This window comes from Bacteroides sp. DH3716P, from assembly GCF_025914115.1.
In the GTDB taxonomy this organism is placed as follows: domain Bacteria; phylum Bacteroidota; class Bacteroidia; order Bacteroidales; family Bacteroidaceae; genus Bacteroides; species Bacteroides ovatus.
In genome coordinates this window covers 5,935,661-5,959,623 of the sequence record NZ_CP083673.1, presented here as the reverse complement: position 1 = coordinate 5,959,623, position 23,963 = coordinate 5,935,661, and the positions used below count along the sequence as shown (strand labels likewise).

Here is a 23,963-nt window from a genome sequence, read left to right as displayed (position 1 = left end):
TTTAAACCGAATATTTCGGGCTTTTAACTCTAGTTTCCGCGCTGTGTAGGCAAGGTAAATTCCTGCGAATCACAAATCATTCCATTCTCGTCCGCCACTGCGACACGGAATGTCACTTCACCGTCTTTCAATTTTTCACCTGCATGAATGGAAGCGGTATAACGGATGCCTTCACCCGGAAGAATTTCCTCCACCATCACGGAAGGAGAAATGCCGAGATGCTTCACCTTCCCCACCGTTTCTACCACAGGAACTACATTATAAACAGGATTTCTCCCTTCATTCATAATCTCAAAGATTATCTTGCTATTTTCTCCCGCATCAATCACATGACTGCGATTATCATCTATAAAACGGATCTTGCGCAACTTCAGTTGAGAAATAGGCTGTTGCACTTGCGGCTGTTTCTTATACTTTTGCACACGCACTTCCCGTACTTCAGGAATATACGCATCTTCCTCTATTTGCTCTTGCCTCGGCGCCGTCAACGCGTTTCCAATAGCCGCACCGGCAATGGTTCCCACAATATTCCCAATAGCAGAACCACGGTAACCGCCCCTCCAGCCATGATTATTATCTCCGATAAGTCCGCCTATCGAACTTCCCAGACTACCTCCGATAGAAGCACCTGCCATGATAGCTCCCGGATTTCCCATACGCCCCGACGCACATCCACTCACAATCAAAGCGGAAAGCAAAATTACTGTTAGTTGTTTCTTCATGAGTCTCTCTATTTAGTGTTATTATTTATTCTACCACTTTAAAACGAGCGAAACGTAATAATAGTTGTTTGTCTCCCGCATTTTTAAAATGAATAGTTGCTTTCGCATTGTCTCCCGTTCCTTCTACTTTAATCACTTCACCCAATCCGAAACGTTCGTGCTCTATCATCTGTCCGGCCTGTACTCCTGCTACCGATGGCGAAGTGGAAGAGGTTGCCTGTGCACCGCTACTTGGGCTAACAGTACTAACTTTCTTCAAATTCCTCGGTACGCTGGAAGCAATGATCTGTGCTTTCGGACGTTCACGTTGTTCGGAAGATGTACTTCCGAAAGGGGCACGCGACGGAGAAGCTGAACGGGTGAATCCTCCTTCAATCTCTCTACGGAAACGTCCTGCACCTTCATCGACAGCACGGCTCACTCCTGCCTCATGCGGCAATTGCAAGTAATGAACATCGATATCACGCAAGAAACGACTGGGGCTTCCAAATTCCATCTTTCCATAACGGAAACGGGTTTTGGCAAAAGACAGATAACAATGTTCCTCCGCACGAGTAATAGCTACATAGAACAAACGACGTTCTTCTTCCAGTGCCCGGGGAGAATCTCCTACCATCCCACTGGGAAACAGGTTTTCTTCCAGACCGACCACAAATACATTCTTAAACTCCAATCCTTTAGCCGAATGAACTGTCATCAACGTTATCTTTTCCCCATCATCCGCCTTGTCGGAATCCTGATCGGTAAGCAATGCAATCTCCGAAAGGAAATCGGTAAGAGACACATTCGGATTACCCTCCTCCTGCCGCAAAGCGCAGAAGTCATTCATTCCATTCACCAACTCTTCTATATTTTCCTTACGGCTTAGATTCTCGGGGGATGTGTCCTGACAAACATCGTTGATAATGCCGGACTGACGGATGATATTCGTTCCTATTTCATAAGCGTTCTTATCTGCCTGATCGACAATGAAACCTTCTATCAATTCACGAAAGCCTTGCAGTTTTGCATGCGTTCCTTTATTTATATCCAGTCCGTAACTCAATGGTTCACAGAGTGCCGCCCAAAGACTTACGCCATGATCGGTAGCCGCCGATATAATCTTCCCGACTGTCGTATCTCCAATACCACGAGCCGGATAATTAATGATTCGCTTGAATGCTTCTTCATCATTCGGATTCACTACCAAACGGAAATAAGCAATCACATCTTTTATCTCTTTTCGCTGGTAGAACGAAAGTCCTCCGTAAATCTTATAAGGTATACTCCGTTTCCGAAGAGCCTCTTCAAAAATACGGCTTTGTGCATTCGTACGATACAGGATGGCAAAATCAGCATATCCGTAGCGATACTCCCGTCGTAGCTCTGCAATCTTATTAGCTACAATATCTCCCTCTTCCACATCGCTATACGCCTGAAATACGCCGATAGGTTCCCCCTTTTCTTTCTCCGAAAACACGGCTTTCCGTATCTGGCGTTCATTCTTCTCAATCAAGCTATTGGCAGCACAAACAATGGTTTGTGTGGAACGATAATTCTGCTCCAGTTTAAAAACTTTCGTATTGGGGTAGATTTTTGTAAAATAGAGAATATTGTCAATATCCGCCCCACGGAAAGAATAGATACTTTGCGCATCGTCTCCCACTACACAGACCCGTTGATTTTCTTTAGTCAGTTGTAGAACAATGCTATGCTGCGCATAATTCGTATCCTGATACTCGTCCACCAATACATAACGGAACTGATCGCGATAACGTGCCAGCACTTCCGGAAAGTCACGAAACAGAATATAGGTATATACCAATAAATCATCAAAATCCATCGCTCCCGCCTGACGGCATCTGTCCCAATAACGAGTATAGATATCACGGATAGCAGGCATCTTGGCAGCCATATCTCCTTCGTAAGCCTCTTTATTGGCAGCGTATCCCGTAGGAGTGACCAAATGGTTTTTGGCATTGGAGATGCGTGCCTGCACTACTCCCGGTTTATAAGTTTTCTCGTCCAATCCCATCTCTTTGATGATGGAACGAAGCAGGCTCTTACTATCAGCCGTATCATAGATGGTGAACTGGGAAGTGAACCCGATAAATGTTGCTTCGGCACGAAGAATCCGTGAGAAGATGGAATGGAAAGTCCCCATCCACAAATAACGTGCCCTTTCCATACCTACCTGACGGGCAATACGCTCTTTCATCTCGCGCGCCGCCTTATTCGTAAAGGTCAGTGCAAGGATATTCCACGGATTGTAGCCGTTCTCCTGTTCCAGCAAGTAAGCGATTTTATAAGTCAATACACGCGTCTTCCCCGAACCTGCACCGGCTATCACCAGCGAAGGACCGTCATTATAAGTCACTGCAGCACACTGACTCTCGTTCAATTCATCTATATAATTGGTATTCATAACAGCATTATAAAAACAATGTGGATTTTTAACAAACCCTTGGCATTCAAATTTGTTCTCAATACAAAAGTATAATATTCATTCGAGAATGAAGGTATTTTTATGAATTTTCATCACTAACTATTTTAACCTAACACCAAAAAGCAATGAAAAGAAGTATATTTTTATCGATTATTTTGAGTTTGTTTCTGGTCGCCTGCATTCCACAGGCAATGGCACAAAAGCAGAGCCGCCTGGAAAAGCTGCTAAGGTATCTGAACGATAATGACGCCGACAAATGGCAGAAAAACCGTGATAAGATAGATGACGAGACACAAACCTATTATGCCGAGGAACTGGCATTATTGGATGTGCTCAACGGATTGTGGAACGAGCAAAGCGAACAGGCTGCCACCAACTATTTCGGATGCTACGAAAGGGCAACGAAAGCTTATTTTCCCAATATCTGTGAAGAAGAGAAAATACAACTTTCCAACGTACAAAACAAAGCAGAACTGGCCGTTATCTCCATTCTGGATGCTTCGAAAGATCAAATTCCTTTTAGCAAGACGTTGATGGACAGTATCCAGTCAAGCGGTTATCCGGGAGATTCTGCCATCTTGCAAAAGGTACGGGACATCCGTGAAATGGCTTTACTGGAAGGTATGCTGAAAACACCTACGCTGAATATTTATCAAACGTACATCACGGAATATCCGAACGGCAAATTTATCTCTCAAATCAACACTGCGGAAAACAAACGGCTTTACCAGATTGTAAAGAGTAATCCGACATCAGCGAATTTCAAGGCATTTTTTGATAACGCCAACATGCAGAAATTCTTCACGGATAAAGACACGCGTCCATTCCTTCCGGAAGTTCGCGCGTTATACGATGATTTTCTGTTTCAAGGAATCGACAGCCTCCGGGAGAAAGGAAACGCAACAGCCATCCGGCAGATTATTGACGAGTATAAGCAATCACCTTACCTGACTTCCACAGCACGTACTCATCTGGACGAACTTGAATATCTTAGTGAAAAAGCTGATTTTGAGCTTTTAAAAGCTGCCATTGTCAATTCCGAATCTTTGAGTATGCTGCAGGATTTTCTTTGCACACACAAGTATAAGGAATTTCGTGACCAGGCCAATGCACTACGGACACCGTTTATTCTGCAAACAATCATATCCACTCCTACTTCCGTGAAATACTATAATGGAGGACGATTGATTAAGTCTGCGGAAAATGACAGTACGGGAAATACCTCGACCACTTATTCGTATGATGATAAGGGGCAGCTCATTTCTACATTGTCGCTTACCGTAAAGAACGGTCAGCCAAGCAATGAAATACAAACGAACAGATTATACGATCCGCAAGGTCACTGCATCTTTGAAGTGCAAACGAATCCGAAAACCAAAACGGATCTCTACCGACGGACACGCCGTATCGGTACGGACGGAAGTATCGAGAGTGATTCGCTCAAGTATACAGATGGAAGAGTCATCATAAGTTCCTATAATAAACAGGGGTTATTGACCGAAACCAAAGAGTATAATAAGAATGGAGAACTTCAGGCGTACACCGCAAACAAATATGATGATAAAGGCAGATTGATTTCATCCCAACATCAAAACCTGCTTTTTGCCAATTCTTCGGATCAGATTATTTCACAAAAAGATGCTTATGAATACGATAAATACGGTTATCTGACACAAATCGTTTACCAACGGATTTTAGGCAATAACCAGAAAACATCGGGATGCCTGACCTGCCTGTACGATAAATACGGAAACCAGATCGATAGCAATTCTTATTATGAATATGATAATACGGGCCAATGGATCTGCCGGACCGACCGTGAGCATCCGAAAGAAGTGGAACGCATACAGTACATTTACAAATAAAGTAAGATGCTGTGAACATTTTGCAAAGGGCTTCTGTTATTATAGTATAACAAGCCAATTAAAACTTGTAACATTATGAATACTATATTAATGTCTTTAATTATGATGACCATGACTTACGAAATGCCTAAACTTCCTTACGCTAACAATGCGTTGGAACCTGTAATCAGTCAGCAAACAATAGATTTCCATTACGGAAAACATCTACAAACGTATGTAAATAATCTGAATAGCCTCGTGCCCGGAACAGAATATGAAGGTAAAACGGTAGAAGAAATCGTTGCAGCCGCACCGGATGGAGCTATATTCAATAACGCCGGACAAGTATTGAACCACAACCTGTACTTCCTGCAATTTGCCCCGAAACCTTCAAAGAAGGAGCCGGCCGGTAAACTGGGAGAAGCCATCAAACGTGACTTTGGCAGCTTTGAAAACTTCAAGAAAGAATTCAATGCAGCAGCAGTCGGATTGTTTGGTTCAGGATGGGCTTGGCTATCCGTAGATAAAGACGGTAAACTGAAAATCACTAAAGAGGGGAACGGCAGCAATCCGGTACGTGCCGGTTTGAAACCACTTCTTGGATTTGACGTTTGGGAACACTCCTATTATCTGGATTACCAGAACCGCCGTGCCGACCACGTAAACGCCCTGTGGGATATCATCGACTGGGATGTGGTTGAAAAAAGAATGTAATCAAATTTACAAGCTAAACTATACTTATGGAAAAGGTCGTTGTGTTTTTCACAGCGACCTTTTTTACAGATTAAAAAGAAACAGACTTTTATTGTATATCAGATGCATTAGTTGTATTTTTGCAACTCATAAAACAACATAACAAACAATTATGATACTGTATAAAAGAAAAAAAATACGATTTATTGTCTCCATTGCTGTACTCCTTTTCCTCCCCCTTTTCGGCAATGCTGCCACCACAGAAGAATCTGAGGAAGAAATCCTGTTTATCACCTCTTATAATTCTGACACTAAATATACCTACGATAACATCAGCACATTTATAGAGACCTACACCCAATTGGGAGGAAGATATTCGATCATGGTAGAAAATATGAATGCAACAGACTTAACGCAGGCGCATCAATGGAAAAAAACATTGACCGATATTCTGGACAAACATCCGAAAGCCAAATTAGTTATTCTCCTGGGTGGTGAAGCATGGAGCAGTTTCCTCCATCTCGAAGATGAAAAGTACAAGCAGCTTCCTGTTTTCTGTGCAATGGCATCACGCAACGGAATACGTATTCCGGAGGATTCGACCGACATCCGAAGCTATAATCCCGAAAGCATTAACTTAATGGAACGCATGAAGGAATACAACGTAAGATATTGTAGCACATACGAATATGACATTAAAAAAGATATTGAAATGATACAGGATTTCTATCCGGAAACAGAACACCTTGTATTTGTATCGGATAACACATACAACGGACTTGCCGAACTGGCATGGTTCAAGAAAAACCTGCAACATTTCCCACAGTTGTCTATCACCTACGTCGATGGCCGCATCCATACACTCGATATGGCTGCCAGTCAATTGCGCAATCTTCCCAGAAACACAGTCATGTTGCTTGGCATCTGGAGAATCGATAACCGGGGTATTACTTACATGAATAACTCCGTTTATGCTTTTTCCAAAGCCAATCCTCTCCTGCCTATGTTCAGCATGACTTCCACTGCAATAGGTTACTGGGCTATCGGAGGATATGTCCCGCAATATGAAGGAGTGGGACAAAGCATGGGAGAATATGCCTACCGCTTTTTAGACCAGAAGGAAACTGATATCAGCAGTATCAATATCTTACCCAACAGATATAAATTTGATGCGAAGAAACTAAAGGAATGGGGATTTGAAAACAAGAAGTTACCTGTTAACTCAATGGTAATCAATCAGCCCATCCCATTCTTTGTGGCCTATAAGACAGAAGTACAATTCATCCTGATTATATTTCTCGTATTAGTAGGAAGTCTAATGATTTCGCTGTATTACTATTACCGGACTAAAATCCTGAAGAATCACCTTGAAAGAACTACGAAACAACTACGGGAAGATAAAAAGAAGTTGGAAGAGTCTGAAATCGAATTGCGTGATGCTAAAGAGCGCGCCGAAGAAGCTAACCAACTGAAAAGTGCCTTTGTTTCGAATATGAGCCACGAGATACGGACTCCGCTAAATGCTATTGTCGGTTTCTCCAGTCTGATTATCGGTTCGGTAGAGCAGAATAACGAACTGAAAGAATACGCAGATATTGTCCAGACCAACTCCAATCTGTTGCTCCAACTGATTAGTGATGTACTGGATATATCACGCCTGGAATCAGGAAAACTGCAATTCAACTATGAATGGTGTGAGCTGGTGAACCATTGCCAGAATATGATTACTCTGACCAACCGGAACAAGACAATGGATGTAGACATTAAACTGCAAATGCCTAAAGAGCCTTACATGCTCTACACAGATCCCTTGCGCCTGCAGCAGATTATTATCAATCTGCTGAACAATGCCTTGAAATTCACTCCTGCCGGAGGAAGTATTACGCTGGATTATGAAGTGGACGAAAAAAAGCAATGTATGCTGTTCTCGGTAACTGATACCGGCACCGGAATCCCCGAAGATAAACAGGAGCTGGTATTCCAACGTTTCGAAAAGCTGAACGAGTTCGTACAGGGTACAGGATTGGGACTGGCTATCTGCAAACTGACCATCCAATATATGGGAGGTGATATCTGGATTGACAAGAATTACAAAAATGGCGCCCGATTTATCTTTTCTCATCCTATCAAAAAACAGGAATCAACAGAAAAATGAAAAAAAATCGAATGATTTAGTGTTTTTCTGTTTCTTTTTCACTTACTTTGTCCCCGTAAAGACAAAGGGGTGCCCCATGAGGGGCTGAGATTATACCCTAGGAACCTGAGGCAGTTAGTACTGACGTAGGGATTGTGTTTCTTCTTATCGCCTTTCCATTCAAGCACGCTCTTTGTATTTACTTTCAACTTATTTATTCTGATAGGACAATGAAAGTACAAGTGAACAACAAAGAGGTGGAAATTACTCCCGACTCTACCCTTACACAACTGACAGCACAGCTCGAACTTCCGGTTCAAGGCATTGCTATCGCCGTAAACAACAAAATGATTCCCCGTACCGAATGGGAGGGTTTCATATTGCATGAGAACGATAACCTGGTGATTATCAAAGCTGCTTGCGGAGGATAAGGGAATGGTCAGTCTACAATTTATCACGCATCAGACCGAACGGTACTCGTACCTCGAATCGGCACGTATGGCACTCGAAGGCGGGTGCAAATGGATCCAACTACGCATGAAAGAGGCTCCTCTCGAAGAAGTGGAGGCAGTAGCCCTGCAACTGAAACCGCTTTGTAAAGAGCACGAAGCAATCCTGGTTCTGGACGATCACGTTGAACTGGCGCGAAAGCTGGAAGTGGACGGTGTTCATCTGGGCAAAAAGGATATGCCTATCGACCAGGCCCGCCAAATTCTTGGAGAGGCTTTCATTATCGGCGGCACTGCAAATACATTCGAAGATGTTGTACAGCACTATCGTGCCGGTGCCGATTATCTTGGCATCGGTCCTTTCCGGTTTACTACCACCAAAAAGAATTTAAGCCCTGTACTGGGATTGGAAGGCTATTCCTCCATCCTTTCACAGATGAAAGAGGCGAATATCGAAATCCCCGTAGTAGCGATTGGAGGAATCACTTATGAGGATATTCCTGCCATACTTCACACAGGAGTAAACGGGATAGCCCTGTCGGGAACCATTCTCGGAGCGGATAATCCGATAGAAGAAACACGTAGAATCCTGAATCATGCGTAAAGCAATGATGTACAATCAGTAATTTAATTTATAATATATATAGAATGGAAAAGTTAGTAATTGCGGGACGCGAATTTAACTCCCGTCTTTTCCTGGGAACAGGAAAATTCAATTCCAATGAAGTAATGGAACAAGCTATTCTGGCTTCAGGCACGGAAATGGTTACTGTTGCCATGAAACGAATCGACATGGACAACAAAGAGGATGACATGCTGAAACATATTATTCATCCGAATATTCAGCTATTGCCCAATACTTCCGGTGTACGTAATGCAGAGGAGGCTGTTTTTGCAGCACAACTGGCTCGCGAAGCCTTTGGAACAAACTGGCTGAAACTGGAAATTCACCCGGACCCACGCTATCTGCTCCCTGACTCTATCGAGACACTGAAAGCTACGGAAGAACTGGTAAAACTGGGTTTTATCGTGTTGCCTTATTGTCAGGCTGACCCTGTACTCTGCAAACGTCTGGAAGAAGCGGGCGCAGCTACCGTTATGCCGCTCGGTGCACCAATCGGTACCAATAAAGGATTGCAGACCAAAGAATTCCTGCAAATCATTATCGAACAGGCAGGTATCCCGGTAGTCGTAGATGCGGGTATCGGTGCACCCAGTCATGCTGCCGAAGCAATGGAACTGGGAGCTTCCGCTGTATTAGTTAATACCGCAATAGCCGTTGCCGGAAATCCGGTAGAAATGGCAAAAGCATTCAAAGCGGCTACAGAAGCCGGAAGACAGGCTTACGAAGCAGGATTAGGATTACAAGCCGTCGACTTCGTGGCAGAAGCAAGTTCACCTCTAACGGCTTTTCTTGATTAAAAACGAATAAACTATGGAACAAAAAATAAAATTCCCCCGCTCGCAGAAAGTCTATTTACCCGGTAAACTTTATCCGAATATCCGTGTAGCGATGCGGAAAGTGGAACAAGTGCCCAGTGTCAGCTTTGAAGGCGAAGAAAAGATAGCAACACCGAACCCGGAGATATATGTATATGATACCAGCGGACCGTTCAGCGATGCAGATATGAGCATTGATCTTAAAAAAGGACTGCCCCGTATGCGTGAAGAATGGATTGTAGGCCGTGGTGATGTGGAACAACTTCCCGAAATTACTTCGGAATACGGACAAATGAGAAGGGACGATAAAAGTCTCGATCACTTACGTTTCGAGCACATCGCTCTGCCCTATCGCGCTAAAAAAGGAGAAGCAATCACTCAAATGGCATACGCCAAAAGAGGGATTATCACCCCTGAAATGGAATATGTAGCAATCCGCGAGAACATGAATTGCGAGGAATTGGGAATTAAGACCCACATTACTCCAGAATTTGTCCGTCAGGAGATTGCAGAAGGACGTGCTGTATTACCGGCCAATATCAACCACCCAGAAGCTGAACCGATGATTATCGGACGCAACTTCCTTGTGAAAATCAATACGAATATCGGAAATTCGGCTACTACCTCAAGCATAGATGAAGAAGTGGAGAAAGCATTGTGGAGCTGCAAATGGGGTGGCGATACCTTGATGGATCTTTCCACAGGAGAAAATATCCATGAAACACGCGAATGGATTATCCGTAATTGTCCCGTACCCGTCGGCACGGTTCCTATTTATCAGGCACTTGAAAAGGTGAACGGCATAGTGGAAGACCTCACCTGGGAAATCTACCGGGATACATTGATTGAACAATGTGAACAAGGTGTAGATTACTTCACCATTCATGCAGGGATCCGCCGCCATAATGTTCATCTTGCCGATAAGCGGTTGTGCGGTATTGTCAGCCGTGGAGGAAGCATAATGAGTAAATGGTGTCTCGTACACGATCAGGAAAGTTTCTTATACGATCACTTTGATGATATTTGTGATATCCTGGCACAATATGATGTAGCCGTTTCTTTAGGCGACGGACTTCGTCCGGGTTCTATCTACGATGCGAACGATGAAGCGCAGTTCGCCGAACTGGATACCATGGGAGAATTAGTGCTTCGTGCCTGGGATAAGAATGTTCAGGCATTTATTGAAGGCCCCGGACACGTTCCGATGCATAAAATCAAAGAGAACATGGAACGTCAGATTGAAAAATGCCATGACGCCCCATTCTATACACTCGGCCCGTTGGTGACGGATATTGCTCCCGGATACGACCATATCACTTCTGCTATCGGTGCCGCACAAATCGGATGGCTGGGTACGGCTATGCTTTGTTATGTCACTCCGAAAGAACACCTTGCCTTACCCGACAAAGAGGACGTACGCGTAGGAGTCATTACCTACAAGATAGCCGCTCATGCCGCTGACCTGGCAAAAGGACACCCGGGTGCACAGGTACGAGACAACGCATTGAGTAAAGCTCGCTATGAGTTCCGCTGGAAAGATCAGTTCGACCTGTCTCTCGACCCGGAGCGGGCGCAGACCTATTTTCGTGCAGGACATCATATCGATGGAGAATATTGTACGATGTGCGGACCTAATTTCTGTGCAATGAGATTGTCACGCGATTTAAAGAAAAGCGCTAAAACCAACAAATAATGAGTAGGGAGAAACAGAAAGTCAGCCCACTGACCTACCTTCTCCCCTCATTTCAATTTTTAATTTTTAATTGATTAAAATGTTCTCCGACGAATTAGAAAAAATATCCTGGGAAGAGACGACAAAAGCCATCTATTCCAAAACAGATGCCGACGTACGCCGTGCATTGGGTAAAAAAGAGCATCTGGATGTCAACGACTTTATGGCGCTGATTTCACCTGCCGCCACTCCTTATCTGGAAGTGATGGCACGCCTTAGTCAGAAATATACGATGGAACGGTTCGGTAAGACTATCTCCATGTTCGTACCGCTCTACCTGACTAATTCATGTACCAACTCCTGCGTCTATTGCGGTTTCCACATCAGCAATCCGATGAAGAGAACGATACTGACAGAGGAAGAGATTGTCAACGAATACAAAGCCATCAAACGACTGGCTCCTTTTGAGAACCTACTGCTCGTAACCGGTGAAAACCCTGCCGCAGCAGGTGTTCCCTACATTGCCCGGGCGCTGGATTTGGCAAAACCTTATTTCAGCAACCTGCAAATTGAAGTAATGCCCCTTAAAGCAGAAGAATATCAGGAACTGACTAATCATGGTCTGAATGGAGTGATCTGTTTTCAAGAGACTTACCATAAAGCAAATTACAAGACATATCATCCGAGAGGCATGAAGTCTAAATTCGAATGGCGTGTAGACGGCTTCGACCGTATGGGACAGGCAGGTGTACATAAGATTGGCATGGGTGTCCTGATCGGCTTGGAAGAATGGCGGACAGACGTAACGATGATGGCTTATCATCTACGTTATTTGCAAAAGCATTACTGGAAAACGAAATACAGCGTAAATTTCCCACGTATGCGCCCGTCTGAAAATGGCGGCTTCCAACCGAATGTAGTCATGAACGACCGGGAACTGGCTCAACTTACATTCGCGATGCGAATCTTCGACCACGACGTAGATATCTCCTATTCCACCCGTGAAAGTGCAGAAATCCGAAATCACATGGCAACGCTCGGTGTTACAACCATGAGTGCGGAGAGTAAAACTGAACCCGGAGGATATTACAGTTATCCTCAAACCCTGGAACAATTTCACGTAAGTGATGAGCGAAAGGCGGTTGAAGTGGAACGTGACTTGAAGAAACTAGGTCGCGAACCAGTTTGGAAAGATTGGGATCAGTCTTTTGATTTTAAAAGATAGGCAGATGCGATACGATAGACAAATCATACTTCCCGAAATCGGAGAAGAAGGTCAGAAGAAACTGCAGGAAGCCAAAGTGCTTATTGTAGGTGTGGGAGGGCTAGGCTCTCCCATCGCTCTCTACCTGGCAGGCGCCGGTGTGGGATGTCTCGGACTGGTAGATGACGATTTGGTAAGCATCACTAACCTGCAACGACAAGTTCTCTATTCCGAAAAAGAATTGGGTAAACCGAAAGCTATCTGTGCAGCGGAACGGCTCTCCGCTCTCAACAGCGAGATCAGAATACATCCCTACTCTACCAGGTTGACAAAAGAAAATGCTTATCATATCATTCAGGAATATGATATAGTAGTCGACGGCTGTGACAACTTTGCCACCCGTTACCTGATTAACGATATCTGCATAGAGCAGAAAAAGCCTTACGTATATGGTGCTATCTGCGGTTTTGAAGGACAGGTTTCTGTATTCAACTACGGAAACCAGAAAAAGAACTACCGGGATCTTTATCCTGACGAAGAAGAAATGCAACGGATGCCTCCTCCGCCTAAAGGTGTGATGGGAGTTACTCCTGCCATTGTAGGAAGTGTTGAAGCTACGGAAGTGCTGAAAATAATCTGTGATTTTGGAGATGTTTTAGCCGGCGAACTATGGACAATCGACCTGCGGACATGGCAATCTAACAAATTTTCACTATAAAGGTTGGTTTCTGACATAGTTAATTAGTAACTTTGCTAAGCAATCCAATTTTAACAAAAGAAATGAAACTAATTGTAGTTACCACCCCTACCTTCTTCGTCGAAGAAGATAAGATTATTACCGCTCTTTTCGAAGAGGGGCTGGATGTCCTACATCTTAGGAAGCCGGAAACTCCGGCTATGTATTCGGAACGGCTATTGACACTTATTCCGGATAAATATCACCGCCGTATCGTCACGCATGAACATTTCTATTTGAAAGAAGAATTTAATCTGATGGGTATCCACCTGAATGCACGTAATCCCAAAGAGCCGCATGATTATTATGGTCACATCAGCTGTTCGTGCCATTCAGTGGAGGAGGTAAAAAACAGAAAGCATTTTTACGACTATGTTTTTATGAGTCCTATTTATGATAGTATCTCTAAAGTGAATTACTATTCAACATATACTGCCGAAGAATTGCGTGAAGCACAAAGAGCCAAAATTATCGATTCGAAAGTGATGGCATTGGGAGGTATCAATGAAGATAATTTGCTGGAGATTAAAGATTTCGGTTTCGGAGGAGCTGTCGTATTAGGAGATCTTTGGAACAAATTCGACGCCTGTCAGGATCAGAACTATTTAGCCGTAATCGAGCACTTTAAAAAGTTGAAAAAGCTATCAGATTAATAAAAAGCCGATAGTAAACTGACTGTACATTCCTATTGTATATCCAATAAAGGAAATGACTTTCTCAATCATAAAATAAAAAAGCCGCCGCGAATTGTCTTCCGCAACGGCTTTCTGTATTTCGGTGTTTTCTTATCAGAACTTATATCCCACGATAATAGAGAAGTTCATGTTTTTAGGATTACCAACTTTTTCCACATCAACCAGACCAAATTGACCATCCAAGCCTGCAATGATTCTACCAAATTCCAATGCAACTCCTACACCAAGACCTGCATCAAAACGCTTCAAAGCATCATCACCAAAAGTGTCGACTTTACGTTCTGTGTCATTACCTAAGTCAAACTTTGTTTTACCGGCAATACCACAAGCAAAATAAGGACCTGCATTCACCACCAGATTAGTATTATCTGCTACATTGAAACGTGCAGCAGCCATTACTGGCAATTCCAAATACATTGCATTAATGCTATTGCCATCTTTCTTTGCACCTTTACTAGTTAAGAATAATGAAGGTTGCAGTGACCATGTATCAGTAAAAGCATATTCAAAACCTCCACCAAGTTTGAATCCAACCTTTGCATTCAGATCAAGATCACCGGTGTAATTACTAAAGTTCATACCTACTTTGGCATTCCAACCTGTAATTTGAGAGAAACCTGCCACTGAAATCAGTGCAAATAAAACAAACAAAACACTCTTCTTCATAATTTTAAAGTTTTAAATTAATACTAAAGGTTTCTATTGACCTCATTGTTTAACAATACAAATGTATAATTGTAATTTGTATTAAACAACTTTTTCGTTAACAAGTGCGCAATTTATAGAGATTATACATAAAAAAAGGGAATTCCCTATTTTTGAGAACTCCCTTTCCTAATTTGTTGATTTGTTTTCTTCTTATTAGAATGCGTAATGGAAACCAATTGAAAGATCTTCACTAGTAAGTTCAAGACCAAAAGAATCTCCAAGCGTATTTATATTTCTACGATATCCCAGGAAACCATACTTGGCAATGAAAGAGAAGTGATCGTTCAATTTAACAGCAATCCCCGGTCTAAGTCCCACTTGTCCGGCTTTAGTAGTGTCTCCGTCTTTAACCTTCACGAAGCCGAGAGCAGCAGTTCCGTCCAGAAACAGGCGAACCGCACCGGTTTCACAGTAAGACCAACGAATGTATGGAGCAACAATTACTGAATTCTTTGTTAGTCCACCATTATAATTATGTGAATAATCCAATTCAGCACCCAATGCCCATGTTTCATTAAAGTTGTATCCAACTTCCGGAGCAACTTTAAAAGAAGTAGTGTTGCCTGTGCTGTTACGCCAAACGTTCAAAGATCCGCCTACGTAAATGTCTTGTGCTTTTACAGCGATAGTTGCTAACATTACAACTACCAATAATAAACCCTTTTTCATTTTCTTTGTTTTTTTAAATTAAACGTTAGACCCCAATTCGGTCGATTTCTGGGGTGCAAATGTAAAGCTGTTTTTATGATTAAACAAACATTTAGTTAGTTTTTTATAATAAATACCAAATAAATATTGGATGGTAAACGGACATCAGTACCCAACAGGCATAAAATAAAATAGACTGCAAATACTTTCACAAGTATTTACAGTCTATTTATCAGATAGTTAAGTACCTAACCAGCGTATTTGACTATCCTTCTATTGCTGCCTGCGCCGCCGCCAATCTGGCAATCGGCACTCTGAATGGAGAACAACTAACGTAGTTCAAACCTACCCGGTGACAGAATTTCACTGAAGAAGGCTCACCACCATGTTCACCACAAATACCACATTTCAGATCCGGACGGATAGCACGGCCCTTTTCTGTAGCCATACGTACCAACTGTCCCACACCATTCTGATCGAGAACCTGGAACGGGTCTACTTTCAAAATCTTCTTTTCCAGATAAACAGGAAGGAAAGAAGCTATATCATCACGAGAATAACCGAAGGTCATCTGCGTTAAGTCATTTGTACCGAATGAGAAGAACTCGGCAGAAGAAGCGATACGGTCGGCAGTCAAAGCGGCACGCGGAATTTCAATCATTGTACCCACTTTGAAGTCAATGCTATCTCCTACTTCCTCAAACAACTTCTTAGCTTCCGCACGGATTACATTTTCCTGCTCCTTGAATTCATACAAGATACCAGTTAATGGAACCATGATTTCCGGATGAGTTTCCACTCCTTCTTTCTTCAATTCGAGTGCAGCACCCAAGATGGCACGTGTCTGCATCTGTGTAATTTCAGGATAAGTATTTCCCAGACGGCAACCACGGTGACCCAACATCGGGTTATGCTCACACAATGATTCTACACGTTGCTGGATATATTGCAGGCTCACACCCATAGTATCTGCCATTTCCTGCTGTCCCTTCAAATCGTGAGGAACGAACTCATGCAAAGGAGGATCGAGCAAACGAACCGTTACCGGACAACCAGCCATTGCTTTAAAGATACCCTTAAAGTCTTCTTGTTGATATGGAAGAATCTTAGCCAATGCTTTACGACGTCCTTCCGCATTTTCCGCCAGAATCATTTCACGCATTGCCTTGATCTTTTCACCTTCGAAGAACATGTGTTCCGTACGGCAAAGCCCAATACCTACTGCACCGAAGTTACGAGCCACTTCCGCATCATGAGGAGTATCTGCATTCGTACGTACCTGCAGACGAGTATACTTATCAGCCAGCGTCATTAATTCAGCAAAGTCACCGGAAAGTTCTGCAGCCTGTGTTTCTACCTTACCATTATAAACTACACCTGTACTTCCGTTCAGAGAGATATAATCGCCTTCTTTCAACACAACACCGTCAATTTCTACGGTACGGTTTTTATAATCGATATTCAATGCACCTGCACCTGATACACAACATTTACCCATACCACGAGCCACAACAGCAGCATGAGAAGTCATACCGCCACGAGCCGTAAGAATACCTTCGGCAACTGCCATACCGGCCAAGTCTTCCGGAGAAGTTTCGATACGAACCATTACCACACGTTTACCGGCAGCATGCCATTCAGCAGCGTCGTCAGCAAAGAACACCACCTGACCGGTTGCAGCACCCGGAGAAGCCGGAAGACCACGAGTCAACACTTTGGCTTTCTTCAAAGCATCCTTATCGAATACAGGGTGAAGCAATTCATCGAGTTTATTCGGTTCCACGCGCATCAAAGCAGTCTTTTCGTCAATCATGCCCTGACGGAGCAAATCCATAGCGATCTTCACCATAGCAGCACCTGTACGCTTACCGTTACGTGTCTGAAGGAACCAGAGTTTACCTTCTTGTACGGTGAACTCCATGTCCTGCATATCTTTATAATGATTTTCCAGTTTAGTCTGGAGAGCATCTAATTCTTTATAGATTTCCGGCATTGCCTCTTCCATGGAAGGGAACTTCGCTGCGCGAACATCTTCGGTCACACCAGCCAATACAGCCCAACGTTGAGAACCAATCTTGGTGATCTGTTGCGGAGTACGGATACCGGCCACTACGTCTTCACCTTGTGCGTTAATCAGATATTCACCATTGAAAAGGTCTTCACCCGTACCGGCATCACGTGAGAAACAAACACCAGTAGCCGAAGTTTCACCCATATTACCGAACACCATAGCCTGTACATTGACAGCTGTACCCCATTCATCAGGTATACTTTCCATCTTACGGTAAAGGATAGCGCGTTCATTCATCCATGAATCAAATACGGCACATATAGCTCCCCAAAGTTGTTCGTATGCACCAGTCGGGAAATCTTTTCCGGTCTGTTCCTTTACGGCAGCCTTAAATTTCTTTACGAGTTCCTGCAAGTCTTCCACTTTCAACTCGTTATCCAGTTCTACCCCTTTCGCTTTCTTCACCTCTTCAATGATTGCTTCGAACGGGTCGATATCATCTTTATTGGTAGGCTTCATGCCCAATACTACGTCACCGTACATCTGCACAAAACGACGATAAGAGTCCCATGCAAAGCGTGCATTACCTGTCTTACGGATAATACCTTCTACCACTTCGTCATTCAATCCCAAGTTCAGAATCGTATCCATCATACCCGGCATAGATGCGCGCGCACCGGAACGTACAGACACCAACAAAGGATTTTCAACGTCACCGAATTTAGATTTCATCAACGTTTCCACGTGAGTGATCGCTTTTACCACTTCATCTTTCAGTAGCTCAACCACTTTATCACGTCCTAACGTATTGTATTCCGTACAAACATCTGTAGTTATTGTGAATCCGGGAGGGACAGGAATTCCGATTAAATTCATTTCTGCAAGGTTGGCTCCCTTACCACCGAGCAAATTCTTCATGTCAGCCTTTCCTTCTGCCTGACCATTACCAAAGGTATAAACTCTTTTTTTATCCATAATATTGTGTTTAAAGTTACATTATGATTTTTTTCTGTTCGCAAATCTAAGGATATTTCGCAAACTTGAAAACTTTTTGCGAAAAAACTTTCTATCAAAATGCAATTTCGACATTACAATCCGGAATATTTCTGTATACCCGAATTTTTTCCAAAAAAAATACCTACTTTTGCAAAGTAATTATTAGACTGGTGTAAAAGTGGCAAGAAAGAAAAAAGAGCTTCCCTTATTGGAGAAGGTAACAATCATGGATGTGGCTGCCGAAGGAAAAGCCATCGCAAAAGTAAACGACCTGGTGATTTTTGTTCCCTATGTAGTGCCGGGTGATGTCGTAGACCTGCAAATCAAGCGTAAAAAGAATAAATATGCCGAAGCTGAAGCGGTGAAGTTTCACGAGCTGTCGCCCAATCGCGCTGTTCCTTTCTGCCAACACTATGGCGTATGCGGTGGCTGCAAGTGGCAAGTGCTCCCCTATTCGGAGCAGATCAGATATAAGCAAAAGCAAGTGGAAGATAATTTGAGACGTATCGGGAAAATCGAACTTCCCGAAATTTCTCCGATTCTCGGTTCTGACAAGACGGAATTCTACAGGAACAAACTGGAATTCACCTTCTCAAATAAACGCTGGTTGACAAACGAAGAAGTTCGTCAGGATGTGAAGTATGACCAGATGAATGCGGTGGGTTTCCACATTCCGGGAGCCTTTGACAAGGTGCTGGCTATTGAGAAATGCTGGTTACAGGATGATATATCCAACCGTATCCGCAACGCTGTACGTGACTACGCTTACGAACACGATTACTCTTTCATCAATCTGCGCACACAGGAAGGTATGCTGCGGAATATGATTGTACGCACCTCTTCAACTGGCGAACTGATGGTAATCGTCATTTGCAAGATTACGGAAGATCACGAAATGGAACTGTTCAAGCAGTTACTCCAATTCGTAGCGGACTCTTTCCCAGAAATCACTTCTCTTCTATACATTATTAATAATAAGTGCAATGACACAATCAATGATTTGGATGTGCATGTATTTAAAGGGAAAGATCACATCTTTGAAGAAATGGAGGGACTGCGTTTCAAAGTAGGACCGAAATCATTCTATCAGACCAACTCGGAACAGGCTTATAATTTATATAAAGTGGCCCGTGAATTTGCCGGATTAACAGGCAACGAACTGGTATATGACCTCTATACAGGAACGGGAACAATCGCCAACTTCGTATCACGCCAGGCTCGCCAGGTAATCGGTATCGAATATGTGCCGGAAGCTATCGAAGACGCAAAGGTAAATGCAGAAATCAATGATATCAAGAATGCATTGTTTTATGCCGGTGATATGAAGGATATACTGACGCAGGATTTCATCAATCAGCATGGACGCCCGGATGTAATCATTACTGATCCTCCTCGTGCCGGTATGCACCAGGATGTAGTTGATGTCATCTTGTTTGCCGAACCGAAACGGATTGTGTATGTAAGTTGTAATCCTGCTACTCAAGCACGGGATTTGCAATTACTCGATGAGAAATACAAGGTGAAAGCCATTCAACCGGTAGATATGTTCCCTCACACCCACCACGTAGAAAATGTGGTGTTGCTGGAACTTCGATAATCCGTGATGATAATAGAATTTCAAAAGAAAAAAGAAATGGGAAAAAGACCTAGAAGAACTCCTGCTGAAAAAGCACGTGCTCAATATACCAATTATGCAGTGAAAGAACCCATGGAACTAATGGAGTTCCTGGCTACCAAGATGCCGGACGCAAGTCGTACGAAATTAAAATCGTTGTTAAGCAAACGGGTTGTATTTGTTGATAATGTGATAACCACACAATTCAACTTTCCTCTTGAAGCGGGCATGAAAGTGCAAATCAGCAAACAAAAGGGAAAAAAAGAATTTAATAACAGACTGCTGAAAATCGTATATGAGGATGCCTATATCATTGTTGTCGAGAAGATGCAGGGACTTTTATCAGTCAATACAGAAAGACAGAAAGAGCGCACAGCCTATACAATACTTAACGAATACGTGCAACGTTCCGGACGTCAATTCCGTGTGTTTATCGTTCATCGCCTGGACAGGGACACTTCCGGCCTGATGATGTTTGCTAAAGACGAAAAAACACAGCGGACACTACGTGATAACTGGCACGATATCGTGACTGACCGTCGATATGTAGCTGTGGTGGAGGGAAGTATGGAAAAAGATTATGATACAGTCGTTTCCTGGCTGACTGATAAAACGCTTTATGTAAGTTCCAGTGAATATGATGACGGTGGATCAAAATCTATTACCCACTATAAGACCATCAAACGTGCCAACGGATATTCTCTGTTGGAACTCGATTTGGAAACCGGCCGAAAGAATCAGATTCGTGTACACATGCAAGATTTAGGACATCCTATTATCGGTGATGGAAGATATGGAAGAGAAGATGCTCCCAACCCTATCGGACGACTGGCACTCCATGCTTTCAAACTTTGTTTCTATCATCCGGTAACGGGAGATTTGATGGAGTTCGAGACACCTTATCCGGCGGAGTTTAAGAAGTTGTTTCTGAAAAAATAAATTCCTATATTCAAAAATAAAGCCAGAATCATAATCGACTCTGGCTTTATTTTTAATCTTCATTATTATTTTATTGACGCCTCATATAAAATGGCTGTCCATCTATTCTATCTCTAAAATCCTGCCAATTATTATACCATGTTCCACTAAATGTCCTGCCGGTAGCTTCTCCACCCCAAATATAGGCATAAGTGCGGTCACCGTAGAAAAATAATTCCATTGAATTATATCCTCCATCAATCCATCTCCACTCAAAAACCAGATAATTTGGATCACCAGCAGAACCAATCGTTCCTTGATTTCTCGCATTAAATGTCATGAGCGTACCTCTTCCCCAGGTATATGCCCCGAAATCAATTTCTTCATTAGTATACCACTCGCCAGGCAGATTAAATTCTGTCTCTTCTTCACTCTCACACGAAGTAAAGCCAACCAATAAAGTCAGCATCATCAAGATACCTGCATATCTCTTTATCATTTTCATAATTCTCTAGTTTATTGCGTTTATTAATACAAAATTAGCATTTTATATTTACTATACATCACAAGCCACAAGTTTTTTGTACCTTTGCAAAGATAATATTAAATTTTCCACATGAAACTTCTTTGGCTTGATTTAAATAGTTCGTACGCTCATTCTTCGCTGGCATTGCCAGCCTTACATGCCCAGATAGCAAATAATACAGACATTGAATGGTGTACGGTCTCCGCCACTATCAATGAAAATACCGGTAGTGTCGTCAATCAAATCTACCGCCATCAACCGGATATCATTGCAGCTACCAACTGGCTATTTAATCACGAGCAACTCCTGCACATCGTTTCACGCGCAAAAGCGTTACTACCTCACTGCTGTGTTATACTCGGAGGTCCCGAGTTTTTAGGAGATAATGAAGCTTTCTTATATAAGAACAAATTTGTAAGCGGAGTGTTTCGCGGAGAAGGCGAAGAAGTATTTCCTTTATGGTTAAAAGTGTGGAATCAGCCAAGAAAAGAATGGAAATCAATCACAGGACTCTGCTATCTGGATGAATCGGAAGCATACCATGACAACGGGCTCGCCCGTGTCATGAACTTTTCCGAATTAGTCCCTCCTGAAGAGAGCCGTTTCTTCAATTGGAGCAAACCCTTTGTGCAATTAGAAACTACCCGCGGATGTTTTAACACCTGTGCCTTTTGTGTCAGTGGAGGTGAAAAACCGGTTCGCACCCTATCTCTTGAAGCAACCCGGAAACGTCTTGACGTGATACACCAACACGGAATCAAGAATGTACGGGTACTGGACCGCACTTTCAATTACAACAACAAACGGGCAAAAGAATTACTAAATCTATTCCGCGAATACCCGGATATCTGTTTTCATCTGGAAATTCATCCTGCACTCCTTTCCGATGAACTCAAACAGGAATTAGCCACCCTTCCTAAAAGACTGCTACACCTGGAAGCCGGAATCCAAAGCCTTCGGGAAAACGTGCTTGAACAAAGCCGGAGAATAGGCAAACTCTCCGATGCTTTGGCCGGACTCAAGTATCTATGTTCCCTTGAAAACATGGAAACCCATGCCGACTTAATAGCAGGGCTCCCACTCTACCATCTATCAGAAATTTTCGATGATGTCCGTACTTTAGCAGAGTATGGCGCAGGAGAAATTCAACTGGAATCCCTCAAATTACTTCCGGGCACCGAAATGAAAAGAAGAGCGGACGAATTAGGCATACAGTACTCTCCACTCCCTCCATACGAAGTTCTTCAAACTCGTGAAATCACCGTAGATGAATTACAGACAGCACATTATCTGTCCCGCCTGTTAGACGGTTTCTACAATACCCCAACTTGGCGAAGCATCACACGGATACTCATTCTCGAAAACCCTCATTTTATACATGAGTTACTCGATCATTTAGTTCAAACAGATGTGATTGACACCCCTCTTAGCCTGGAAAAAAGAGGATTAATCCTCTATGACTTCTGCAAGAATCATTATCCCGACTACCTGACACAAGTCAGCATTGCATGGATAGAAGCGGGTATGTCATTAAAAAAAGCTCCGGCAGAAAAAGTAAGAACCAAAAGACAGCTACCACCTGAAAGCTGGGAAATAGAATACGGAGCATATCGCGAGAATCTACGATTATGTTTCCTTCCCACCGATGAAGAAGGACATGGTTACTGGTTTGGTTTTGAGTCGGAGATTCAGAAGATACAACCGGTTTTCAAGGCTAAAAAACTATCATAAATAAAAGAAAAGTATTCTCATATTATGTGAAATTATTATTAGTCGCTAATCGTTTAGAGCAGCATTTCCTGTTTTCCACCGTCCATACAATAAACTTTACTAGCACAGTGTATGGACATTCGAAAATATCAATTCAATATTTTTTGCCTATTATTGTTCCCCTTATCCGCAACAGGACAAGAATGGAACAAACAGGATTCATTGAGACTTCAGCAAATGCTGGAATCCGATCAGGAGATCAAGATAAATAGAAAGTTTATCGAAAAAGTAGAGCAAAACATGTACTCTCGAAAACCATTTGTAGATTTTGATCCCACACTACCGACTTTAAAATCTTCCATGATTTTTTCGAAACCTTCCATTCGCACTTATCAGACATTCCTAAAACCGGGTTCCACCTTTTTACCCACTTACTCCTGGTTAAGAATAAACAAGAATCTTGTGCTGCACAGTAAAAGTAATTTTGCAGAAAATTCCAGTTGCTTTCATATCCAAAGCCAAATAGAATATAATTTATCTCCCAAATGGTCTCTCAACATATATGGCGTACAAAACCTTGATACCCGAAAACACCGGGGCCTCCCTTCCGAAGTGGAACCCACCCAATTGGGTAGTAATGTTGTTCTCAAAATAAATAAAAACTGGAAAATAAAAACAGGGGTACAATACCAATACAATGTCCTCCGCAAAAGATGGGAATGGATACCTCAAATTAGTGTTTCATACGAATGGTAACCCGTGCCGACAATCAGGAATCGAAAAGTTTTAGAAAACAAGAAAGCATATTTTCCATTTA

Annotated in this window: 20 protein-coding genes and 1 riboswitch; of the genes, 14 read left to right on the top strand and 6 right to left on the bottom strand. The window is 42.8% G+C overall.

Translation table 11 applies throughout. The features are described 5' to 3' along the window. Window positions 1-29: 29 nt before the first annotated feature. Window positions 30-722 carry a hypothetical protein gene (locus KQP79_RS22855; protein ID WP_004312305.1) on the bottom strand — a complete coding sequence of 231 codons (693 nt, stop codon included), beginning with the start codon at window positions 720-722 and terminating at the stop codon, window positions 30-32. Between the two features lie 25 nt (window positions 723-747). Beyond that, window positions 748-3,126, bottom strand: coding sequence for an ATP-dependent helicase (locus KQP79_RS22850; RefSeq protein WP_004312306.1), 2,379 nt, complete (start codon window positions 3,124-3,126; stop codon window positions 748-750). 146 nt (window positions 3,127-3,272) lie between these two features. Here KQP79_RS22850 and KQP79_RS22845 point away from each other — a divergent pair, with 146 nt between their 5' ends. The 10 genes from KQP79_RS22845 (at window position 3,273) to KQP79_RS22800 (ending at window position 13,972) form a co-directional block, all read left to right on the top strand. Then, window positions 3,273-5,012: a hypothetical protein gene (locus KQP79_RS22845; RefSeq protein ID WP_008998453.1), complete on the top strand. Its 1,740-nt coding sequence runs from the start codon at window positions 3,273-3,275 to the stop codon at window positions 5,010-5,012. A gap of 75 nt (window positions 5,013-5,087) precedes the next feature. Continuing rightward, the gene (locus KQP79_RS22840; RefSeq protein ID WP_004295710.1) at window positions 5,088-5,705 is read left to right on the top strand and encodes a superoxide dismutase; all 618 of its coding nucleotides are present in this window, start codon (window positions 5,088-5,090) and stop codon (window positions 5,703-5,705) included. Window positions 5,706-5,856: 151 nt separating this feature from the next. Then, window positions 5,857-7,839, top strand: a complete 1,983-nt coding sequence (locus tag KQP79_RS22835) for an ATP-binding protein (protein WP_171036024.1) — start codon at window positions 5,857-5,859, stop codon at window positions 7,837-7,839. A gap of 55 nt (window positions 7,840-7,894) precedes the next feature. Beyond that, window positions 7,895-7,988, top strand: a riboswitch (TPP riboswitch). Window positions 7,989-8,048: 60 nt separating this feature from the next. Then, window positions 8,049-8,249, top strand: a complete 201-nt coding sequence (gene thiS / locus KQP79_RS22830; RefSeq protein WP_004303537.1) for a sulfur carrier protein ThiS — start codon at window positions 8,049-8,051, stop codon at window positions 8,247-8,249. 4 nt (window positions 8,250-8,253) lie between these two features. Next, complete coding sequence (locus KQP79_RS22825) at window positions 8,254-8,871, top strand: thiamine phosphate synthase (RefSeq protein WP_004312310.1); 618 nt, start codon at window positions 8,254-8,256, stop codon at window positions 8,869-8,871. A gap of 44 nt (window positions 8,872-8,915) precedes the next feature. Continuing rightward, window positions 8,916-9,689 carry a thiazole synthase gene (locus KQP79_RS22820; RefSeq protein WP_004295706.1) on the top strand — a complete coding sequence of 258 codons (774 nt, stop codon included), beginning with the start codon at window positions 8,916-8,918 and terminating at the stop codon, window positions 9,687-9,689. Between the two features lie 13 nt (window positions 9,690-9,702). Beyond that, a complete protein-coding gene (gene thiC, locus KQP79_RS22815; RefSeq protein WP_004303540.1) occupies window positions 9,703-11,400 on the top strand; it encodes a phosphomethylpyrimidine synthase ThiC in 1,698 nt (565 codons plus the stop codon). 79 nt (window positions 11,401-11,479) lie between these two features. After that, a complete protein-coding gene (gene thiH, locus KQP79_RS22810; RefSeq protein ID WP_004295704.1) occupies window positions 11,480-12,604 on the top strand; it encodes a 2-iminoacetate synthase ThiH in 1,125 nt (374 codons plus the stop codon). A gap of 4 nt (window positions 12,605-12,608) precedes the next feature. Beyond that, window positions 12,609-13,301, top strand: a complete 693-nt coding sequence (locus KQP79_RS22805; protein WP_004303541.1) for a HesA/MoeB/ThiF family protein — start codon at window positions 12,609-12,611, stop codon at window positions 13,299-13,301. A gap of 62 nt (window positions 13,302-13,363) precedes the next feature. Beyond that, window positions 13,364-13,972, top strand: a complete 609-nt coding sequence (locus KQP79_RS22800) for a thiamine phosphate synthase (RefSeq protein ID WP_004295702.1) — start codon at window positions 13,364-13,366, stop codon at window positions 13,970-13,972. A gap of 135 nt (window positions 13,973-14,107) precedes the next feature. On the opposite strand, the gene KQP79_RS22795 is transcribed toward KQP79_RS22800, so the two are convergent. From KQP79_RS22795 to ppdK, 3 genes are all read right to left on the bottom strand, one after another. Continuing rightward, window positions 14,108-14,680: a porin family protein gene (locus KQP79_RS22795; RefSeq protein ID WP_004295701.1), complete on the bottom strand. Its 573-nt coding sequence runs from the start codon at window positions 14,678-14,680 to the stop codon at window positions 14,108-14,110. 195 nt (window positions 14,681-14,875) lie between these two features. After that, complete coding sequence (locus KQP79_RS22790; protein WP_004295700.1) at window positions 14,876-15,391, bottom strand: outer membrane beta-barrel protein; 516 nt, start codon at window positions 15,389-15,391, stop codon at window positions 14,876-14,878. A gap of 244 nt (window positions 15,392-15,635) precedes the next feature. Then, window positions 15,636-18,356, bottom strand: coding sequence for a pyruvate, phosphate dikinase (gene ppdK / locus KQP79_RS22785; RefSeq protein WP_004317964.1), 2,721 nt, complete (start codon window positions 18,354-18,356; stop codon window positions 15,636-15,638). A gap of 247 nt (window positions 18,357-18,603) precedes the next feature. Here ppdK and rlmD point away from each other — a divergent pair, with 247 nt between their 5' ends. Together rlmD and KQP79_RS22775 are read left to right on the top strand one after the other, a co-directional pair. Continuing rightward, complete coding sequence (gene rlmD, locus KQP79_RS22780) at window positions 18,604-19,974, top strand: 23S rRNA (uracil(1939)-C(5))-methyltransferase RlmD (protein ID WP_217622112.1); 1,371 nt, start codon at window positions 18,604-18,606, stop codon at window positions 19,972-19,974. Between the two features lie 36 nt (window positions 19,975-20,010). Then, window positions 20,011-20,931 (top strand): RluA family pseudouridine synthase, encoded by a 921-nt coding sequence (locus KQP79_RS22775; protein ID WP_004317963.1) that lies wholly within the window; start codon window positions 20,011-20,013, stop codon window positions 20,929-20,931. Between the two features lie 70 nt (window positions 20,932-21,001). On the opposite strand, the gene KQP79_RS22770 is transcribed toward KQP79_RS22775, so the two are convergent. Then, on the bottom strand, window positions 21,002-21,415 hold the full coding sequence (locus KQP79_RS22770) for a hypothetical protein (protein WP_138343732.1): 414 nt from the start codon (window positions 21,413-21,415) through the stop codon (window positions 21,002-21,004). Between the two features lie 111 nt (window positions 21,416-21,526). On the opposite strand from KQP79_RS22770, the gene KQP79_RS22765 reads away from it, so the two are divergent. Together KQP79_RS22765 and KQP79_RS22760 are read left to right on the top strand one after the other, a co-directional pair. Then, window positions 21,527-23,167 carry a B12-binding domain-containing radical SAM protein gene (locus tag KQP79_RS22765; RefSeq protein WP_004309211.1) on the top strand — a complete coding sequence of 547 codons (1,641 nt, stop codon included), beginning with the start codon at window positions 21,527-21,529 and terminating at the stop codon, window positions 23,165-23,167. A 111-nt stretch (window positions 23,168-23,278) separates the two neighbouring features. After that, window positions 23,279-23,902, top strand: coding sequence for a DUF4858 domain-containing protein (locus KQP79_RS22760; protein WP_004309212.1), 624 nt, complete (start codon window positions 23,279-23,281; stop codon window positions 23,900-23,902). Window positions 23,903-23,963: the final 61 nt, after the last annotated feature.

Bases quoted from the DNA above. Each gene is read 5' to 3' on its own strand.
- KQP79_RS22855 (WP_004312305.1), bottom strand. From the start codon at position 722: ATGAAGAAACAACTAACAGTAATTTTGCTTTCCGCTTTGATTGTGAGT.
- KQP79_RS22850 (WP_004312306.1), bottom strand. From the start codon at position 3,126: ATGAATACCAATTATATAGATGAATTGAACGAGAGTCAGTGTGCTGCA.
- KQP79_RS22845 (WP_008998453.1), top strand. From the start codon at position 3,273: ATGAAAAGAAGTATATTTTTATCGATTATTTTGAGTTTGTTTCTGGTC.
- KQP79_RS22840 (WP_004295710.1), top strand. From the start codon at position 5,088: ATGAATACTATATTAATGTCTTTAATTATGATGACCATGACTTACGAA.
- KQP79_RS22835 (WP_171036024.1), top strand. From the start codon at position 5,857: ATGATACTGTATAAAAGAAAAAAAATACGATTTATTGTCTCCATTGCT.
- thiS (WP_004303537.1), top strand. From the start codon at position 8,049: ATGAAAGTACAAGTGAACAACAAAGAGGTGGAAATTACTCCCGACTCT.
- KQP79_RS22825 (WP_004312310.1), top strand. From the start codon at position 8,254: ATGGTCAGTCTACAATTTATCACGCATCAGACCGAACGGTACTCGTAC.
- KQP79_RS22820 (WP_004295706.1), top strand. From the start codon at position 8,916: ATGGAAAAGTTAGTAATTGCGGGACGCGAATTTAACTCCCGTCTTTTC.
- thiC (WP_004303540.1), top strand. From the start codon at position 9,703: ATGGAACAAAAAATAAAATTCCCCCGCTCGCAGAAAGTCTATTTACCC.
- thiH (WP_004295704.1), top strand. From the start codon at position 11,480: ATGTTCTCCGACGAATTAGAAAAAATATCCTGGGAAGAGACGACAAAA.
- KQP79_RS22805 (WP_004303541.1), top strand. From the start codon at position 12,609: ATGCGATACGATAGACAAATCATACTTCCCGAAATCGGAGAAGAAGGT.
- KQP79_RS22800 (WP_004295702.1), top strand. From the start codon at position 13,364: ATGAAACTAATTGTAGTTACCACCCCTACCTTCTTCGTCGAAGAAGAT.
- KQP79_RS22795 (WP_004295701.1), bottom strand. From the start codon at position 14,680: ATGAAGAAGAGTGTTTTGTTTGTTTTATTTGCACTGATTTCAGTGGCA.
- KQP79_RS22790 (WP_004295700.1), bottom strand. From the start codon at position 15,391: ATGAAAAAGGGTTTATTATTGGTAGTTGTAATGTTAGCAACTATCGCT.
- ppdK (WP_004317964.1), bottom strand. From the start codon at position 18,356: ATGGATAAAAAAAGAGTTTATACCTTTGGTAATGGTCAGGCAGAAGGA.
- rlmD (WP_217622112.1), top strand. From the start codon at position 18,604: ATGGATGTGGCTGCCGAAGGAAAAGCCATCGCAAAAGTAAACGACCTG.
- KQP79_RS22775 (WP_004317963.1), top strand. From the start codon at position 20,011: ATGGGAAAAAGACCTAGAAGAACTCCTGCTGAAAAAGCACGTGCTCAA.
- KQP79_RS22770 (WP_138343732.1), bottom strand. From the start codon at position 21,415: ATGAAAATGATAAAGAGATATGCAGGTATCTTGATGATGCTGACTTTA.
- KQP79_RS22765 (WP_004309211.1), top strand. From the start codon at position 21,527: ATGAAACTTCTTTGGCTTGATTTAAATAGTTCGTACGCTCATTCTTCG.
- KQP79_RS22760 (WP_004309212.1), top strand. From the start codon at position 23,279: ATGGACATTCGAAAATATCAATTCAATATTTTTTGCCTATTATTGTTC.